General features: G+C 57.8%; 14 protein-coding genes. 9 read left to right on the plus strand and 5 right to left on the minus strand.

The genetic code is table 11. The features are described from left to right. The first annotated feature begins 110 nt into the window (after positions 1–110). The 4 genes from cydD to infA all read left to right on the plus strand — a co-directional run bounded on the left by cydD (position 111) and on the right by infA (position 4,917). Entirely contained in the window at positions 111–1,877 is a 1,767-nt protein-coding gene (gene cydD, locus KHQ28_RS02085) for a cysteine/glutathione ABC transporter permease/ATP-binding protein CydD (RefSeq protein ID WP_002898017.1), read from the plus strand. After that, complete coding sequence (gene cydC, locus KHQ28_RS02090) at positions 1,878–3,599, plus strand: cysteine/glutathione ABC transporter ATP-binding protein/permease CydC (protein ID WP_023158537.1); 1,722 nt, start codon at positions 1,878–1,880, stop codon at positions 3,597–3,599. A gap of 44 nt (positions 3,600–3,643) precedes the next feature. Continuing rightward, positions 3,644–4,345: a leucyl/phenylalanyl-tRNA--protein transferase gene (aat, locus tag KHQ28_RS02095; RefSeq protein ID WP_002898014.1), complete on the plus strand. Its 702-nt coding sequence runs from the start codon at positions 3,644–3,646 to the stop codon at positions 4,343–4,345. 353 nt (positions 4,346–4,698) lie between these two features. Beyond that, positions 4,699–4,917, plus strand: a complete 219-nt coding sequence (gene infA, locus KHQ28_RS02100; RefSeq protein ID WP_001040187.1) for a translation initiation factor IF-1 — start codon at positions 4,699–4,701, stop codon at positions 4,915–4,917. Between the two features lie 130 nt (positions 4,918–5,047). Here the strand turns inward: infA and clpA are convergent, their stop codons facing one another. Beyond that, positions 5,048–7,327 (minus strand): ATP-dependent Clp protease ATP-binding subunit ClpA, encoded by a 2,280-nt coding sequence (clpA, locus tag KHQ28_RS02105; RefSeq protein ID WP_002896522.1) that lies wholly within the window; start codon positions 7,325–7,327, stop codon positions 5,048–5,050. A gap of 30 nt (positions 7,328–7,357) precedes the next feature. After that, on the minus strand, positions 7,358–7,675 hold the full coding sequence (clpS, locus tag KHQ28_RS02110) for an ATP-dependent Clp protease adapter ClpS (RefSeq protein WP_002896520.1): 318 nt from the start codon (positions 7,673–7,675) through the stop codon (positions 7,358–7,360). Positions 7,676–8,000: 325 nt separating this feature from the next. Between clpS and cspD the strand changes: the two genes are divergently transcribed. Beyond that, positions 8,001–8,222, plus strand: coding sequence for a cold shock-like protein CspD (gene cspD / locus KHQ28_RS02115; RefSeq protein WP_002896516.1), 222 nt, complete (start codon positions 8,001–8,003; stop codon positions 8,220–8,222). A 76-nt stretch (positions 8,223–8,298) separates the two neighbouring features. Here the strand turns inward: cspD and macB are convergent, their stop codons facing one another. The 3 genes from macB to KHQ28_RS02130 all read right to left on the minus strand — a co-directional run bounded on the left by macB (position 8,299) and on the right by KHQ28_RS02130 (position 13,156). Then, a complete protein-coding gene (gene macB / locus KHQ28_RS02120) occupies positions 8,299–10,239 on the minus strand; it encodes a macrolide ABC transporter ATP-binding protein/permease MacB (RefSeq protein ID WP_032419142.1) in 1,941 nt (646 codons plus the stop codon). Continuing rightward, positions 10,236–11,351, minus strand: coding sequence for a macrolide transporter subunit MacA (gene macA, locus KHQ28_RS02125; RefSeq protein WP_002896440.1), 1,116 nt, complete (start codon positions 11,349–11,351; stop codon positions 10,236–10,238). The genes macB and macA overlap by 4 nt, the downstream gene beginning before the upstream one ends. A 146-nt stretch (positions 11,352–11,497) precedes the next feature. Next, positions 11,498–13,156, minus strand: a complete 1,659-nt coding sequence (locus tag KHQ28_RS02130) for an ATP-dependent endonuclease (RefSeq protein ID WP_004176693.1) — start codon at positions 13,154–13,156, stop codon at positions 11,498–11,500. A 419-nt stretch (positions 13,157–13,575) separates the two neighbouring features. Between KHQ28_RS02130 and aqpZ the strand changes: the two genes are divergently transcribed. From aqpZ to hcr, 4 genes are all read left to right on the plus strand, one after another. Then, positions 13,576–14,271, plus strand: a complete 696-nt coding sequence (aqpZ, locus tag KHQ28_RS02135) for an aquaporin Z (protein ID WP_002896434.1) — start codon at positions 13,576–13,578, stop codon at positions 14,269–14,271. 115 nt (positions 14,272–14,386) lie between these two features. Beyond that, positions 14,387–15,286, plus strand: coding sequence for a lysine exporter LysO family protein (locus KHQ28_RS02140; RefSeq protein WP_004147773.1), 900 nt, complete (start codon positions 14,387–14,389; stop codon positions 15,284–15,286). 143 nt (positions 15,287–15,429) lie between these two features. Beyond that, positions 15,430–17,082: a hydroxylamine reductase gene (gene hcp / locus KHQ28_RS02145; protein ID WP_032419489.1), complete on the plus strand. Its 1,653-nt coding sequence runs from the start codon at positions 15,430–15,432 to the stop codon at positions 17,080–17,082. A gap of 10 nt (positions 17,083–17,092) precedes the next feature. Next, on the plus strand, positions 17,093–18,061 hold the full coding sequence (hcr, locus tag KHQ28_RS02150; protein ID WP_004147771.1) for an NADH oxidoreductase: 969 nt from the start codon (positions 17,093–17,095) through the stop codon (positions 18,059–18,061). Positions 18,062–18,071 lie beyond the last annotated feature (10 nt).

Below are 18,071 nucleotides of genomic sequence, written 5' to 3' on the forward strand. Positions count from 1 at the left end.
TACAAGTCAGTAACAAAGGTAAAGAAGGCGACGAAAAGTCGCCTTTATTTTTGCTGCGATGTAACATTGCCGTGCCCAATACTCCGATAACGACACCTGCAAAGCGCGCAATGAATAAAACCCGTCAACAAGAGTTAACCCGCTGGTTAAAACAGCAAAGCATTATCTCCCGTCGCTGGTTGATGATTTCTCGCCTGCTTGGCGTGGCGAGCGGTCTGCTGATCGTGGCGCAGGCCTGGTTCCTGGCGCGGATCCTGCACCGGATGGTGATGGAGAATATTCCAGCGACCGCCCTGCTGCTGCCGCTCACGCTGCTGGTGCTGATCTTTGTACTACGCGCCTGGGTGGTCTGGCTGCGTGAGCGGGTCGGCTTTCAGGCCGGGCAGCATATTCGCTATGAAATTCGCCGCCAGGTTCTTGACCGCCTCCAGCAGGCAGGCCCGGCGTGGATCCAGGGCAAACCGGCCGGCAGCTGGGCAACGCTTATTCTTGAGCAAATCGACGACATGCACGACTATTATGCCCGCTACCTGCCCCAGATGACGCTGGCGGCCTGCGTACCGCTGCTGATCGTTATTACTATTTTTCCGATTAACTGGGCCGCCGCGCTAATCCTTCTCGGCACCGCCCCGCTGATCCCGCTTTTCATGGCGCTGGTCGGGATGGGCGCCGCCGACGCCAACCGGCGTAACTTCCAGGCGCTGGCCCGCCTCAGCGGCCACTTCCTCGACCGCCTGCGCGGCATGGAAACCCTGCGTATTTTTCATCGCGGTCAGGCAGAAACCGATAATATTCGCGACGCCTCGCAGGATTTTCGCCAACGCACCATGGAAGTCCTGCGTCTGGCCTTCCTCTCCTCCGGGGTTCTGGAGTTTTTCACCTCCCTCTCCATTGCGCTGGTAGCGGTGTATTTTGGCTTTTCTTACCTTGGCGAGCTGAACTTCGGCCACTATGGCGCGGGCGTCACGCTGATGGCGGGATTCCTGACGCTGATCCTCGCCCCGGAATTTTTCCAGCCGTTACGTGACCTGGGTACCTTCTACCATGCCAAAGCTCAGGCCGTGGGCGCCGCAGACAGCCTGAAAACGTTTATGGAAACGCCGCTGACCCAGGTAGAGCGTGGCGAGAAAACGTTAAATGACAACGATCTGATTAGCGTGGAAGCGCGCGACCTGGTGATCAAATCTCCGGAAGGTAAAGTTCTGGCGGGGCCGCTTAATTTTGCGCTGCCCGCCGGCGCTCGCGTGGTGCTGGTCGGCCAGAGCGGATCCGGGAAAAGCTCTTTGCTGAATACACTGCTCGGCTTTCTGCCCTATGAGGGGTCGCTGATGGTCAACGGCGTAGAGCTGCGCGAGCTGGACGCTGAGCGCTGGCGCCGCCTGCTGAGCTGGGTAGGACAGAATCCGCAGTTGCCTGCCGCCACGCTGCGGGAAAACGTGCTGCTGGCGTGGCCCGAAGCTAGCGAAGCACAGCTTCGGCTGGCGCTGGACAAGGCCTGGGTCAGCGAGTTTATCGCCCTGCTGCCGCAGGGGATCCATACCGCCGTAGGCGATCAGGCGGGTCGTCTGTCGGTAGGCCAGGCGCAGCGTATCGCGGTCGCCCGCGCGCTGTTGGTGCCGTGCCGCCTGCTGCTGCTGGATGAACCTGCCGCCAGCCTTGACGCCCATAGCGAACAGCGAGTCATGCAGGCCCTGACCCACGCCTCCAGTGAGCAAACCACGCTGCTGGTCACCCACCAGCTCGAGGGGCTGGCCGACTGGGACGACGTCTGGGTGATGCAGGACGGACAGATTATCGAACAAGGCGACTACGCCACGCTGGCCCGTGCTGGTGGGGTCTTCTCGGCGCTGCTGGCCCATCGTCAGGAGGAGATTTAAATGCGCGCACTTTTACCCTATCTGGCGCTCTATAAACGCCATAAATGGATGCTGCTGCTTGGCGTCGTGCTGGCCATTGTGACCCTGCTGGCCAGCATCGGCCTGCTGACGCTCTCCGGCTGGTTCCTCTCCGCCTCAGCGGTGGTGGGCGTCGCCGGGATCTACAGTTTTAACTATATGCTGCCTGCCGCGGGCGTTCGCGGCGCGGCAATTATCCGTACCGCCGGGCGCTACTTTGAGCGGCTGGTCAGCCACGACGCTACCTTTCGCGTGCTGCAGCACCTGCGCGTTTTCACCTTCAGCAAACTGCTCCCCCTCTCTCCGGCGGGGCTGGCGCGCTTTCGCCAGGGTGAGCTGCTCAACCGGGTGGTGGCCGACGTTGACACCCTGGATCATCTCTACCTGCGGGTCATTTCGCCGCTGGTCGGCGCGCTGGTGGTGATTGTGGTCGTCACCTGCGGATTAAGTCTGCTCGACGTCACCCTCGCGCTGACGCTCGGCGGTATCATGCTGGCGACCCTGCTGGTTATGCCGCCGCTGTTCTATCGCGCAGGTAAGCCAGCCGGCGAAAGTATGACGCAGCTGCGCGGCCAGTATCGCCAACAGCTCACCGCCTGGCTGCAGGGTCAGGCGGAGCTGATGGTATTTAACGCCAGCGACCGCTACCGCGCACAAATGGAAAAGACCGAGCTGAGCTGGCAGGATGCACAGCGGCGCCAGGCCGAGCTGACCGCGCTTTCGCAGGCGGTAATGCTGTTAATCGGTGGCATCGCCGTGGTGGCCATGCTCTGGCTGGCCTCAGACGGCGTCGGCGGCAATAGTCAGCCCGGGGCGCTGATCGCGCTATTCGTATTCTGCGCGCTGGCGGCTTTTGAAGCCCTGGCGCCGGTTACTGGCGCTTTCCAGCATTTAGGCCAGGTGATCGCCTCCGCGCGACGGATCTCGCAGATTACCGACCAGCAGCCGGAGGTCACCTTTGTCGATGATGAAGCCAGTTCGCCAGCGCAGGTGGCCCTAACGCTTCAGGAGGTCACCTTCCGCTATCCTCAGCAGCCCTCCCCTGCCCTGGAGAATATTTCCCTGCAGATTGCCGCCGGAGAGCACATCGCCATTCTTGGCCGGACCGGCTGCGGAAAATCGACGCTGTTGCAGTTGCTTACCCGCGCCTGGGACCCGTCACAGGGAGAGATTCTGCTCAACAATCAGCCGCTCTCCGGCCTCAGCGAAGCCACTCTGCGGCAGGCAATGAGCGTAGTGCCGCAGCGCGTGCACCTGTTCAGCGCCACCCTGCGCGACAACCTGCTGCTGGCGGCGCCTGAAGCGGATGACGCTCATCTCAGCGCTACCCTTGAGAAGGTGGGCCTCGAAAAACTGCTACAAGATGGTGGTCTTAACGGCTGGCTGGGCGAAGGCGGGCGTCAGCTCTCCGGCGGCGAACTGCGCCGACTGGCCATTGCCCGCGCGCTGCTCCATGATGCGCCGCTGATGCTGCTCGATGAACCGACAGAAGGTCTGGATGCGGCCACCGAAAGCCAGATCCTGCATCTGTTGGCAGATGTCATGCGCGACAAAACCGTGCTGATGGTGACCCATCGCCTGCGGGGCCTGGCGGGTTTTAATCAGATAATAGTCATGGACAACGGCCAGATAATTGAGCAAGGTAGTCACGCGGAGCTGCTCGCTAAACAGGGCCGGTACTTCCAGTTTAAACAGCGTCTGTAGGCTATTCTATTATCTAATTTTTGCTGATGCGTATTGAGGTTAAAATGCGTCTGGTTCAGCTCTCCCGGCACTCTATCGCCTTCCCCTCTCCGGAAGGCGCCTTGCGAGAACCTAATGGCCTGCTGGCGCTCGGCGGCGATCTGAGCCCCGCGCGGCTGCTGATGGCCTATCAGCGTGGTATTTTCCCTTGGTTTTCCCCTGGCGACCCGATCCTCTGGTGGTCGCCCGACCCCCGGGCGGTACTTTGGCCAGAGCAATTCCATCTCAGCCGCAGCATGAAGCGCTTTCATCAGCGTTCGCCCTACCGGGTCACGCTCAACCACGCCTTTGGCGAAGTGATTGAGGGCTGCGCCAGCGATCGTGACGAAGGCACCTGGATAACCAGCAGTATCGTTCGCGCCTATCACCAGCTGCATGAGCTGGGTCATGCCCACTCCATTGAAGTCTGGCAGGAGAATACCCTGGTGGGAGGAATGTACGGCGTAGCGCAGGGAGCGCTGTTTTGCGGCGAATCGATGTTTAGCCGGGCAGAAAATGCCTCCAAAACCGCGCTGCTGGTATTTTGCCAGGACTTTGCGCACAGCGGCGGTAAATTAATTGACTGCCAGGTACTGAACAACCATACCGCGTCATTAGGCGCAGTGGATATTCCCCGCCGCGATTATCTGGACTATCTGTCGGTATTACGCGGCTACCGACTGCCCGAGCGATTTTGGGTGCCGCGGGTGCTATTTCCTGGCGGATAATAAAATGTTTTCAGCACATTTTGCGTCAGGATGGTATAATTGCGCGGTAGAGTAGCTTCTGCCTGTTGCCCCGCCGCCGTTTGGGAATAATAAGAGTCAGATAACGCCCATCGTTCTGTCACTCCCCTTTACGTTTGCGCCTGTCACGCGGCATGGCCGTGTGTGTCCCGGGCAATGCGCCAAAACTACTTCGGCGATTCATACCCGTCATATTTCCGTAGCCGCTGCGCTGACTATGCGCCTTGCGGCAAGGTGAATGATTCAGGGTAGATACGTAAAACTTTACTTACATGATGAACTTCGGCATTATCTTGCCGGTTCAAAACTACGGTAGTGATACCCCAGAGGACTAGATGGCCAAAGAAGACAATATTGAAATGCAGGGCACCGTACTTGAAACGTTGCCTAACACTATGTTCCGCGTAGAACTGGAAAACGGTCACGTGGTAACCGCGCATATCTCCGGTAAAATGCGTAAAAACTACATCCGCATTCTGACGGGCGACAAAGTGACTGTTGAGCTGACCCCGTACGACCTGAGCAAAGGCCGCATTGTCTTCCGTAGTCGCTGATTGTTTTCGCCCCTAAGGCGTCAGATGCTGAAGGCCGGGATAATTCCCGGTCTTTTCATTTCTGCCGTCATCTGCCGTCAGCAAAAAAAAACCGGCCCCTGGCCGGTTTTTTTACATTGAAGATATCGCCTTAGTGGGCCGCTTCCGGTTTGTGCTTCGGCGCGCTCTGGAAGTCGTAAGTCAGCGTATTTTTGTCGCTGTCCAGAGAGACAGTGACCTGACCACCGTCGACCAGCGAGCCAAACAGCAGTTCGTTCGCCAGCGGTTTTTTCAGGTTGTCCTGAATGACGCGTCCCATTGGACGTGCCCCCATCGCCCGATCGTAGCCTTTCGTCGCCAGCCAGTCGCGCGCTTCCTGACTCACTTCCAGGGAGACGCCTTTCTGGTCCAGCTGGACCTGCAGCTCGACGATAAACTTGTCGACAACCTGATGGATCACCGTGGTAGACAAATGATCGAACCAGATGATGTTGTCGAGGCGGTTACGGAACTCCGGCGTAAAGATCTTTTTGATCTCATCCATCGCATCCGGACTGTTGTCCTGCTGAATAAGGCCAATCGATTTACGCTCGGTTTCCCGCACCCCGGCGTTGGTGGTCATCACCAGCACCACGTTGCGGAAGTCCGCTTTACGGCCGTTATTATCGGTCAGCGTCCCGTTATCCATCACCTGCAGCAGCAGGTTGAACACGTCCGGATGCGCTTTTTCGATCTCATCAAGCAGCAATACCGCGTGCGGATGTTTAATCACCGCATCGGTCAGCAGCCCACCCTGATCGAAGCCGACGTAGCCCGGAGGCGCCCCGATCAAACGGCTGACGGTATGACGTTCCATATATTCGGACATGTCAAAGCGCAGCAGCTCAATACCCAACGCCTTCGCCAGCTGGACGGTCACTTCGGTTTTCCCGACCCCGGTCGGCCCGGCGAACAGGAACGATCCCACCGGCTTGTGCTCATGGCCCAGCCCGGCGCGCGCCATTTTAATAGCCTCGGTCAGCGCCTCGATGGCTTTATCCTGTCCAAAGACCAGCATTTTCAGACGGTCGCCCAGGTTTTTCAGCGTGTCGCGATCGCTGCGGGAGACGCTCTTCTCAGGGATCCGCGCAATGCGCGCCACCACTGATTCGATATCCGCCACGTTAACCGTTTTCTTACGCTTGCTGACCGGCATTAAGCGCGCCCGCGCGCCCGCTTCGTCAATGACGTCAATCGCCTTATCCGGCAGATGACGATCGTTAATGTATTTCACCGCCAGTTCTACCGCCGCACGCACCGCTTTGGCGGTATAACGCACATCATGGTGCGCTTCGTACTTCGGCTTCAGGCCGTTGATAATCTGGACCGTCTCTTCCACCGACGGTTCGGTAATATCGATCTTCTGGAAACGGCGGGCCAGCGCACGATCTTTTTCAAAGATGTTGCTGAACTCCTGGTAAGTGGTGGAGCCGATCACCCGGATCTTGCCGCTGGAAAGCAGCGGTTTGATCAGGTTAGCCGCATCGACCTGGCCGCCAGACGCCGCCCCCGCACCGATAATGGTGTGGATTTCATCAATAAACAGGATGCTGTTGGTATCCTGCTCCAGCTGTTTGAGCAACGCTTTGAAGCGTTTTTCAAAATCGCCACGATATTTGGTCCCTGCCAGCAAAGAGCCAATGTCGAGCGAGTAGATAGTGCAGTCGGCCATCACTTCCGGCACATCGCCCTGCACAATACGCCAGGCAAGGCCTTCGGCGATCGCGGTTTTACCGACGCCGGATTCCCCCACCAGCAGCGGGTTATTTTTCCGCCGACGGCACAGGACCTGAATCGCGCGCTCCAGCTCTTTTTCACGGCCGATCAGGGGATCAATGCCGCCGACGCGAGCAAGCTGATTGAGGTTGGTGGTGAAGTTTTCCATACGTTCCTCCCCGCCGGCTTGCTCTTCATTGCCAGGCTGGCTTCCGCTGTTATCGGAAGACTGGCTCGGCTCGTCTTTGCGTGTACCATGAGAAATGAAGTTCACCACATCAAGACGGCTCACTTCATGTTTACGCAGCAGGTAGGCGGCCTGCGACTCCTGCTCGCTGAAAATCGCCACCAGCACGTTGGCGCCGGTCACTTCGCTGCGGCCAGAAGATTGTACGTGGAAGACGGCGCGCTGCAGCACACGCTGGAAGCTTAGCGTCGGCTGGGTGTCGCGCTCTTCTTCCGTGGCTGGCAGAACGGGTGTGGTTTGTTCGATGAAGGCTTCAAGTTCCTGACGCAATGCCACCAGGTCCACTGAACACGCTTCCAGGGCCTCACGGGCCGAGGGGTTGCTTAGCAGAGCCAGCAGCAAGTGCTCGACGGTCATAAACTCATGACGGTGCTCGCGCGCTCTGGCGAAAGCCATATTTAAACTGAGTTCCAGTTCTTGATTGAGCATAGGCACCTCCCCCAATTTTCATGCCTGTATTCAGGCTTTTTCCAGCGTACACAGCAATGGATGCTCGTTCTCCCTCGCGTACTGATTCACCATAGCGACTTTGGTCTCCGCCACTTCCGCGGTAAACACGCCACAAATCGCCTTACCTTCATAGTGAACCGTGAGCATCAGTTGCGTTGCACGTTCAACATCATAAGAAAAGAATTTTTGTAACACGTCAATAACAAACTCCATCGGAGTGTAGTCATCATTGACCAATATCACTTTATACATAGATGGCGGTTTAATCGCATCACGAACTTCGTCGTCAACCAGGTGCTCGAAGTCCAGCCAATCTCTCTTACTCATCGTCAGTGTTCATCATCGGTTGCTGTTGCCAACAGGCGGAGGCCTGTCGATGACCAGAGGTTATGCTCATCACAAATCTACAATAGATCATAGATAACTATCATCTATCGCTTCTATCCGCGACGGCTGTCACATTCCCCGGCAATAGCGTTAACTGCTTCAAATTTTGACGCATTTTTCGCCGTTCCCCCTCCTCAATCGCTTGACGCGTTTTCGTATTTCTCTAAATTGTAGTGGCGAGAGTTGGCGAGCAATTGAACAACTCGTCACTCCACCACCGGTTCATTCCATCTTACTAATAAAGATTTACGAAGGATGTCGAAGTATGGAAATGGGTACTGTTAAGTGGTTCAACAATGCCAAAGGGTTCGGTTTTATCTGCCCTGAGGGCGGCGGCGAAGACATTTTCGCCCATTACTCCACCATCCAGATGGATGGTTACAGAACGCTAAAAGCCGGACAAGCCGTTCGGTTTGATGTTCACCAGGGGCCAAAAGGCAATCACGCCAGCGTGATCGTCCCTGTGGAAGCGGAAACGGCTGCATAACTCTTTTGCTTCATTGTGTACATCCTGCTAATAAAATGCCAGTCCTTCTGACTGGCATTTTTATTTCTCGCCCCGCCTATTCTCGCGCCAGGGCATCCACCGGATCGAGCCGCGCCGCGTTGCGCGCAGGCAGCCAACCAAACAGCACCCCGGTCAGCGTCGAACAGAGAAACGCCGTCAGCAGCACCAGCGGAGAAAAACCAATCTCCCAGCCGGGGAGAAACAGCTGTAAAATAAAGGCGATCATCAGCGACAATGCTACGCCCAGCGCGCCACCGACCAGGCAAACCAGCACCGCTTCAATGAGAAACTGCTGCAGCACATCGCTGGCCCGGGCGCCAACCGCCATGCGGATGCCGATCTCCCGGGTTCGTTCGGTCACCGACACCAGCATAATATTCATTACGCCAATCCCGCCGACCACCAGGGCAATCACCGCCACCAATGTCAGGAACAGCTGTAAGGTATGTGTGGTCCTTTCGGCGGTTTTCAAGACGCTGTCCATATTCCAGGTGAATACATCTTTTTTACCATGCCGCAGCTCCAGCAGACGCAGCAGCTGTTTCTCTGCGGTTTCACTGTCGTAGCCTTCATGAACGCGCACAGTGATGGAGTTCAGCCACGACTGGCCCATTACTCTTCCCGCCATGGTGGTGTAGGGCAACCAGACGCGGAGAATTTTGCTGCTGCCGAACATCGACTGCTTTTCATCCGCAACGCCAATCACCGTGGCCGGCATATTGCCCACCAGAATCACCTCTCCCACCACTTTCGCTTTATTGGGAAACAGCTGCCGACGGGTATTGCTGTCGAGCACTACCACCTGTGCCCGACTGTTGAGCTGCAGTTCATTGAAGGTATTACCTTCGCTAAAGGTCATGCCGTAGACATTAAAATACTGCGGACCGACCCCCTCCGCGCTGGCGGCAACGTCAATATTGTTGGCGCGCAGGCGCAGGCTTTTTGAAACCGCTGGCGTGGCGGAGCGCACCCACGGCTGCTTCTGGATCGCCAGCAAATCGTCATACTTCAGCGCCTGCTGATAGCGCGGGTCGTCGTCGCCAAAATCCTTACCAGGATATACATCAATGGTATTGGTGCCGATGGCGCGAATATCTGCCAGCACCATCTGCTTGGCGGCATCCCCCACCACCACGATCGACACCACCGAGGCAATACCGATAATAATGCCGAGCATGGTCAGCAGGGTACGCATTTTATTCGCCGCCATCGCTCGCCAGGCCATCACCAGCGCTTCGCGAAAGCCGCTGGTAAACTGACGCCACGCCGAAGGCTCCGCCTGCGGACGGGCGCGCAGTCCGCCGCCCTGGCGGCTGGCGGGCGGGTTGCGGACGATCTCGCCATCGCGGATCTCGACGATCCGCTCCGCCTGAGCGGCGACCTGCGGATCGTGGGTCACAATGATGACCGTGTGCCCCTGCGCTTTTAGCTGGTGCAGGATCGCCATTACCTCTTCGCCGGAATGGCTGTCCAGCGCGCCGGTCGGTTCATCAGCGAGGATCACCTCCCCGCCATTCATCAGGGCGCGGGCGATACTGACCCGCTGCTGCTGACCGCCAGACAACTGTGACGGTTGATAGTCGGCGCGCTCGCCCAGCCCCAGCCGCACCAGCAGCTCATGAGCGCGCGCCAGGCGCGCGCGCCGTTCACTGCCGGCATACACCGCCGGCACTTCGACATTCTGCGCGGCGGTCAGATGGGACAGCAGATGGTAGCGTTGAAAGATAAAGCCAAAGTGTTCCCGCCGCAGACGGGCCAGCGCATCGCCATCCAGCTGCGCGATATCGGTTCCCGCCACCCGATAGGTGCCGCTGGTGGGTTTGTCGAGGCAGCCAAGGATATTCATCAGCGTCGATTTTCCCGAGCCGGAGGCCCCGACGATCGCCACCATCTCACCCGCATGGATGCTGAGGGTGATCCCCTTCAGGACCTCAACGCTGCCGTCGCCGGAAGGATAGCTGCGACGTATATCTCGCAGCTCAAGCAGCGCCGTCATTTTGCCGCCCCGCTCGCGCTCTCGCCGACGATCACTTCGTCGCCCTCTTCCAGACCTTGCACCACTGCGACGTCGGTATCATTGCGGGCGCCAATGATAACCTCACGCTCTTTGACCTCACCGGTGCGCAACAGTCGAACGTGGTAGCGGTTATCGCCTACCGCGTCGCCCAGGGCGCTCAGCGGGATAGTAATCACGTTCTTCACCTCAGCCAGCTGAATGTGCACTTGCGCGGTCATGTCGAGGCGCAGGATCCCCTGCGGGTTCGGTACCTCGAAGCGGGCATAATAGAAGATGGCGTCATTCACTTTTTCCGGCGTCGGCAGAATGTCTTTCAGTTTACCTTCATAACGGGTAAGCGGGTCGCCCAGCACGGTAAACCACGCTTTTTGCCCAGGTCTGAGGTGGATGACATCCGCTTCAGAGACCTGCGCTTTAACCAGCATGGTGCTGAGATCTGCCAGCGTCAGAATGTTAGGCGCCTGCTGGGCGGCGATCACTGTCTGTCCCTGCAGGGTGGTAATTTGCGTCACTTCGCCGGCCATCGGCGCCAGGATCCGCGTGTAATCGAGGTTGGTCTTCGCCGTATCGAGCGTCGCCTGGTTACGCTTTATTTGCGCTTCAATAGTGCCGATCTGCGCCTGTTTCACCGCCAAATCGGTGGCCGCGGTATCAAGGTCCTGCCGCGAGACCAGTTGGCGCTGCGCCAGCTGCTGCTGACGGGCCAGAGTCACTTGCGCCAGTTTGCTCTCCGCGCGCGCCTGATTGAGCTGGGCGCGCAGCTCCATGAGCGTCGCTTCCACCTCTTTAATCTGGTTTTGCGCCTGCTCCGGATCGATAACCCCCAGCAACTGATCCTTTTTAACCTTATCGCCAATATTGACGTGCAGCGTTTTCAGCTGTCCGCTGACCTGGGCGCCGACGTCAACTTTTCGCAGGGCATCCAGTTTGCCGGTGGCCAGCACGCTCTGCTGGAGATCCCCTTTGCGAACTACCAGCGTCTGGTAGTTCGGCAGCGGCGCATTGAGGATCCGCCATCCCCAGATAGCCAGCCCCAGCACAACGATCGCCAACAGCCACCAGACGGTCCTGCGTTTTCCCTTCACTTTCATATTCCGATTCCTGCTGTTTCCCTGCCGCTCCAGGCGGTGATTCTATCGAAACCCGTTGGCAACAGGACACCCATTTTTCTCGTCAATGAGGTTTTGTTTAGCTGCCGGAGAGCTTTGTGCCGCCGTAAATGACGACGGCGGTGAGATTAATCGGCACGACCGCGGGCTAGCCACAGCACCCGTGAGAACATTTTCTTCAGCAGCGTCGGCACAGCGTCCACGCCACGGCGGCCGGCCTCCATCGCCACCTCAATCGCCAGGTCCGGCTTGGATGAGCGATGGATGGCTTTAGTGATCACCCGCCGCATATTCATCGGGACATTATCCGGGATCTGCGCCACCCGATGATAAACGTCATCAAATCCCTGACGATACATAAAGTGTTCCATATCCAGCGCCGGCAGACTGGTCAGATGGTCGCGCTCCAGCTCGCGATCGTTATTAAGCAGACCTCGTACCGTCGCGGCATATTTTTTCCCCGCCTCATCGCCGTCCACCAGCACGTGCCACTGGATCCCCATCCGGCGGGCAAATTTGATCAATGGCTTCAGGCCGGACTGGGCGAATTCGATCACCTTAACCCCTTCAGCATCAAAATGATGACCGCACTGCCGGGCCAGTTCGTTGATAACCCAGGTTTCCGTCTCTCCCTCCACCAGCAGCCAGCAGCGGGCGAAGAGCGATGAGGCGCGATTGAAGCGGATGTGAAAAGCAATGCGCCGGCTCTCTTCGGCATTCATTCCGCCCGGCCCCAACCGCCACGCCGATACCCGCGTCGACTCACGCACCAGCCGGCAGACCTGCTCTACCGGCGTCAGGGACAGCAGCTCTCCGGAGTTGGTGGTGGTCACACGCTGCAGCGGCAACAAATTCAGCAGGTGCCAGGCGACGGAAAGCATGATCGGATGCAGACGGGTCTCGGGATCTTCAATCAACAGCAGCGGTCGCGCGTCGCGATCGAGGCGCACCGTCCCTTTCGCCTGCAGGAGGGTGGCAAACAGCCCCAGCAGGATCACCCGATGGCTGCGCCCGCCGGGCTTGTCGATCATCCGGTTGATAATATCCAGATAACGCCAACTGCGCTGTTCATCATGGGAGCGCCGCCGCATCAGGCGATGCCGCGTCTGAGCGCTGCTTTGCTCGGCAAAGTAATGCTCAAGCAGTTGCACCATGGCCGATAGCCCCTGACGGATCTGACCGTCCGATAAATTTTGCGGATGGCTGACCAGTTCGCGGGAGAGAAAATCCAGCTGACGGGCGGTGATCTCTATCTGCGGCGAGTGCGGTACCGTCCCGTTATGGATGCGGCGCATAAAGCGCGCATCGCGCAGGCGCAGCACCGGCATCAAACGCACCAGGTGTCGGGCCAGCTCATCAATCTCCTCCAGCACCAACGCTTCGCCTTCACCATCGATAAAGCTCCGCAGGGTCATCACGCTGTCATCTTCGGCGAGCTCGCCCTCCAGGCGATAGAACACCCGGTGATACCCGTCATCGCAAGGCACCCAGCAGCGCTGAAGCGGACGGAAACGCCGGACCCGATGGCGGCCTGGCTCCGTTTCGCGGAAGGTCAGGATAATATGCAAATGGTGTTCGCGCCCCTGGATGTCGCCCGGGGGAAACCAGAAATCATCGCGAACAAAGTGATAAAGATCGAACTCCGGCGACAAAAGCAGGGTCAGCGCATCAAGCAGACTGGACTTCCCCCACGCGTTCTCCCCGATCAGGACGTTATTTTGCTCCAGCATCAACGACAAACGATTGATACCGCGAAAACCGACGATTTCTACGCGCTCAAGAAGCATATCCCCTCCGCTACACCACCACTCTCCTTCAGTAATCAACAGTATAGCGAGGGCGGAGGCAAGATGACACTCTGCTTAATCGCATCCGTGGCTCATATTCAGCGGATTAAATATATTCATAAAATTACTCACTTATCGCCTATTACCGACTGTTGATTATTCATCAAGCAAAATAGTTTTATTTCAGGCGTTATGATCTACACTATTGATAATCTTCCATGGATAAAGGAAAGGCTAAACTGGCAAAAGGAATCCACTCACCTTGCCCTAAATCAAATAATATCAATATATTTAACTGGCTCCGGGATGGCGATTATCTCTAGAATAACGCCGCTTTATTTTTATCGTCATCCCTTATCACGATAAATAAAGACCGGCACGGTCCGCTCGTGCGCGTAAACAATTTAATTGAGGTGGTTATGTTCAGAAAATTAGCAGCCGAATGCTTCGGCACCTTCTGGCTTGTATTTGGCGGCTGCGGTAGCGCCGTGCTCGCCGCGGCTTTCCCCGAGCTTGGTATTGGTTTTGCCGGCGTCGCGCTGGCATTTGGCTTAACGGTATTAACCATGGCGTTTGCGGTCGGCCATATTTCCGGGGGGCATTTCAACCCGGCGGTCACCTTAGGCCTGTGGGCCGGCGGCCGTTTTCCGGCAAAAGAGGTCATTGGCTATATTATCGCTCAGGTGGTCGGCGGAATTATTGCCGCGGCGGTGCTGTACGTGGTTGCCAGCGGTAAAGCCGGCTTTGATGCCGCCGCCAGTGGCTTCGCCTCCAACGGCTATGGCGAACACTCCCCGGGCGGCTTCTCCATGCTGTCGGCTATCGTCATTGAAATTGTCCTGACCTGCGGCTTCCTGCTGGTTATTCATGGCGCGACCGATAAACATGCGCCGGCGGGCTTTGCCCCCATCGCCATCGGCCTGGCGCTGACCCTCATCCATTTGATCAGCATTCCAGTCACCAACACCTCGGTCAACCCGGCGCGCAGCACCGCGGTGGCAATTTTCCAGGGCGGCTGGGCGCTGCAGCAGCTGTGGCTGTTCTGGGTCATGCCAATCGTCGGCGGGATCCTCGGCGGCGTGCTGTATCGCACCCTGCTGGAAAAACGCGATTAACGCTTTTCAAAGCCCGGGTCTCCGGGCTTTTTCTTTCTGGCGACAGCTTTACTCGGCCCGGTGATTTGGGTAGTGTCATGGGCGCTATTCTCATCATGCAAGGGCTGCATCGTTCATGTTTTCGGGACTCTTTATTATTCTGTTGCCGCTGGTCGTCGGCTATTTACTGCCTCTTCGTCACTCCTCCGCGCTAAAGCTGATAAACCGCATGCTCAGCTGGATTGTCTATGTAATCCTTTTTTTTATGGGTATCAGCCTGGCGTTCCTCGACAATCTGGCCAGCAACCTGCTGGCAATATTGCATTACGCCGCGGTGAGCGTGGTTATCATTTTACTGTGTAATATCGCCGCCCTGCTGTGGCTGGAAAGTAAAATGCCATGGCGCAGTCAGCATCGTCAGGAGAAATTACCCTCGCGCCTGGCCATGGCCCTGGAATCGCTGCAGCTGTGCGGTGTGGTCGTGCTCGGTTTTCTGCTCGGTCTGACCAGACTGCCTTTTTTACAGCACGCGACAGAAGCCAGCGAATATACGTTGATCTTTCTCCTGTTCCTCGTCGGTATCCAATTACGCAATAATGGAATGAGTCTGCGACAAATAGTCCTTAACCGCCGGGGAATGATCGTCGCCGTGGTGGTTACGGCCAGTTCATTACTCGGCGGGATACTTAACGCCTTTATTCTCGGTCTGCCGTTAAAGACCGGTCTGGCAATGGCCAGCGGTTTCGGCTGGTATTCGCTCTCCGGTATTTTACTCACCGAATCCTTTGGCCCGGTCATCGGTAGCGCGGCGTTCTTTAACGATCTCTGTCGCGAGCTGCTGGCCATCATGTTAATTCCGGGCCTTATTCGCCGCAGCCGCTCCACGGCGCTGGGGCTGTGCGGCGCCACCTCGATGGACTTCACCTTACCGGTACTGCAGCGTTCCGGCGGCGTCGAAATCGTCCCTGCCGCCATCGTGCACGGTTTTCTGCTTAGTTTGCTGGTCCCGATCCTGATCGCCTTTTTTACCGCCTGAGCACCCGCTGGCGGCAGCCCTCCTGCCGCCAAATTTGCGCTAAATCAATCTCCCTTTAAGTTGTCTGAGAAATACCTTTTCACCCGTTGCCGCGCGGCATAACCTTAAACATGTATATCAAATATAACTTTAAAGGTGTGACCATGTTTTGTGTGCAATGTGAACAAACCATTCGTACCCCAGCCGGCAACGGCTGCTCTTACGCGCAGGGGATGTGCGGTAAAACAGCGGAAACCTCGGACCTGCAGGATCTGCTGATTGCGTCACTGCAAGGCCTGTCCGCCTGGGCGCTTAAAGCGCGCGAATATGGCATTATCGATCATCAGGTCGACAGCTTTGCCCCCCGCGCCTTCTTCTCCACCCTGACTAACGTTAACTTCGATTCCCCGCGCATCGTCGGCTACGCCCGCCAGGCAATTGCCTTGCGTGAGGCGCTGAAAGCGCAATGCCTGGCGATCGATGCCAGCGCCGCGGTCGACAGCCCGGTCGCCGACCTGCAGCTGGTCAGCGACGATCTGGGCGACCTGCAGCGTCAGGCGGCGGACTATACCCCGAATAAAGATAAAGCCGCCATCGGCGAAAATATTCTCGGTCTGCGCCTGCTGTGCCTGTACGGTCTGAAGGGTGCGGCGGCCTATATGGAGCACGCCCACGTGCTCGGCCAGTACGACAACGCTATCTATGCCCAGTACCATAAAATCATGGCATGGCTGGGCACCTGGCCTGCGGATATGAATGCGCTGCTCGAATGTTCGATGGAAATCGGCCAGATGAACTTCAAAGTGATGAGCATCCTCGACGCCGGTGAAACGACCAAATACGGCCATCCGACGCCGACTCAGGTCAACGTTAAAGCCACCGAAGGGAAGTGCATCCTGATCTCCGGCCACGATCTGAAGGATCTGTCTAACCTGCTGGAGCAGACGGAAGGCACCGGCGTCAACGTCTATACTCATGGCGAAATGCTGCCGGCTCACGGCTATCCGGAGCTGCGTAAATTCAAACATCTGATTGGCAACTACGGCAGCGGCTGGCAAAACCAGCAGGTGGAGTTCGCCCGCTTCCCGGGCCCCATCGTGATGACCTCTAACTGCATCATCGACCCGACCGTCGGCGCCTACGACGACCGCATCTGGACTCGCAGCATCGTCGGCTGGCCGGGTGTGAACCATCTGGAAGGCGAAGACTTCTCCCCGGTCATTGCCCAGGCGCAGCAGATGGCGGGCTTCCCGTACAGCGAAATCCCGCATCTGATCACCGTCGGCTTTGGCCGTCAGACCCTGCTTGGCGCGGCGGATACGCTGATCGATCTGGTCAGTCGTGAAAAACTGCGCCATATCTTCCTCGTCGGCGGCTGCGACGGCGCCCGCGGGGAGCGTAACTACTTCACCGATTTCGCCACCAGCGTGCCGGATGACTGCCTGATCCTGACCCTGGCCTGTGGCAAATACCGCTTCAACAAACTGGACTTTGGCGATATCGAAGGGCTGCCGCGCCTGGTCGACGCCGGGCAGTGTAATGACGCTTACTCGGCGATTATTCTGGCGGTCACGCTGGCGGAGAAACTGGGCTGTGGCGTCAACGATCTGCCGCTGTCGCTGGTGCTCTCCTGGTTCGAACAGAAAGCGATCGTCATCCTGCTGACGCTGCTGTCGCTGGGTGTGAAAAACATCGTCACCGGTCCGACGGCGCCTGGTTTCTTCACCCCGGATCTGCTGGCGGTCCTCAATGAGAAGTTTGGTCTGCGTTCCGTGACCACCGTGGAACAAGATATGCAGCAGCTGCTGAGCGCTTAAGGAGTCCCTGATGACTATGCCAACCTCCCAGTGCCCGTGGCGGATGCAGGTTCACCACATTCACCAGGAAACCCCGGACGTGTGGACCCTTTCGCTGCTGTGCCACGATTACTATCCGTACCGCGCTGGCCAGTACGCTCTGGTTAGCGTGCGTAACTCGGCGGAAACGCTGCGCGCCTATACCCTCTCCTCGACGCCGGGGGTCAGCGAATACATTACGCTGACCGTTCGCCGTATTGACGAGGGTACGGGTTCGCAGTGGTTGACCCGCGAGGTCAAACGCGGCGATTACCTTTGGCTGTCCGATGCGATGGGCGAGTTTACCTGCGACGATAAAGCGGAAGATAAATTCCTGCTGCTGGCCGCCGGTTGCGGTGTGACACCGATCATGGCGATGCGCCGCTGGCTGGCTAAGCATCGACCGCAGGCCGACGTACAGGTGATTTATAACGTGCGTTCGCCGGAAGATGTAATCTTTGCCGAAGAGTGGCGCAACTACCCGGTCACCCTGGTAGCGGAGCACAACGCGACGCACGGTTTTGTCGCCGGCCGTCTGACCCGGGAGCTGCTGCAGAGCGTGCCGGATTTAGCCAGCCGCACCGTGATGACCTGCGGCCCGGCGCCTTATATGGAGAAGGTCGAGCAGGATGTTGCCGCCCTGGGCGTCACCCGCTTCTTTAAGGAAAAATTCTTCACCCCGGTGGCTGAGGCCGCCACCAGCGGGCTGAAATTTACTAAACTGCAGCCGGCGCGCGAGTTTTACGCGCCGGTGGGCACTACGCTGCTCGACGCGCTGGAGAGCAATAAAGTGCCGGTGACCGTCGCCTGCCGCGCCGGCGTCTGCGGCTGCTGCAAAACCAAAGTGGTTTCCGGGAAGTACAGCGTCACCAGCACCATGACGCTGACCGACGCCGAAATCGCCGACGGCTATGTGCTGGCCTGCTCCTGTCATCCGCAGAGCGATCTGGTTCTCGCCTGAGGTCAAAATC

Origin of the sequence: Klebsiella sp. 28, from assembly GCF_018223905.1 — a bacterium.
GTDB lineage: Bacteria > Pseudomonadota > Gammaproteobacteria > Enterobacterales > Enterobacteriaceae > Klebsiella > Klebsiella pneumoniae.

Bases quoted from the DNA above. Each gene is read 5' to 3' on its own strand.
- macA (WP_002896440.1), bottom strand. From the start codon at position 11,351: ATGAAAGTGAAGGGAAAACGCAGGACCGTCTGGTGGCTGTTGGCGATC.
- clpS (WP_002896520.1), bottom strand. From the start codon at position 7,675: ATGAGTAAGAGAGATTGGCTGGACTTCGAGCACCTGGTTGACGACGAA.
- cydC (WP_023158537.1), top strand. From the start codon at position 1,878: ATGCGCGCACTTTTACCCTATCTGGCGCTCTATAAACGCCATAAATGG.
- clpA (WP_002896522.1), bottom strand. From the start codon at position 7,327: ATGCTCAATCAAGAACTGGAACTCAGTTTAAATATGGCTTTCGCCAGA.
- cspD (WP_002896516.1), top strand. From the start codon at position 8,001: ATGGAAATGGGTACTGTTAAGTGGTTCAACAATGCCAAAGGGTTCGGT.
- macB (WP_032419142.1), bottom strand. From the start codon at position 10,239: ATGACGGCGCTGCTTGAGCTGCGAGATATACGTCGCAGCTATCCTTCC.
- hcr (WP_004147771.1), top strand. From the start codon at position 17,093: ATGACTATGCCAACCTCCCAGTGCCCGTGGCGGATGCAGGTTCACCAC.
- KHQ28_RS02130 (WP_004176693.1), bottom strand. From the start codon at position 13,156: ATGCTTCTTGAGCGCGTAGAAATCGTCGGTTTTCGCGGTATCAATCGT.
- hcp (WP_032419489.1), top strand. From the start codon at position 15,430: ATGTTTTGTGTGCAATGTGAACAAACCATTCGTACCCCAGCCGGCAAC.
- KHQ28_RS02140 (WP_004147773.1), top strand. From the start codon at position 14,387: ATGTTTTCGGGACTCTTTATTATTCTGTTGCCGCTGGTCGTCGGCTAT.
- aqpZ (WP_002896434.1), top strand. From the start codon at position 13,576: ATGTTCAGAAAATTAGCAGCCGAATGCTTCGGCACCTTCTGGCTTGTA.
- aat (WP_002898014.1), top strand. From the start codon at position 3,644: ATGCGTCTGGTTCAGCTCTCCCGGCACTCTATCGCCTTCCCCTCTCCG.
- cydD (WP_002898017.1), top strand. From the start codon at position 111: ATGAATAAAACCCGTCAACAAGAGTTAACCCGCTGGTTAAAACAGCAA.
- infA (WP_001040187.1), top strand. From the start codon at position 4,699: ATGGCCAAAGAAGACAATATTGAAATGCAGGGCACCGTACTTGAAACG.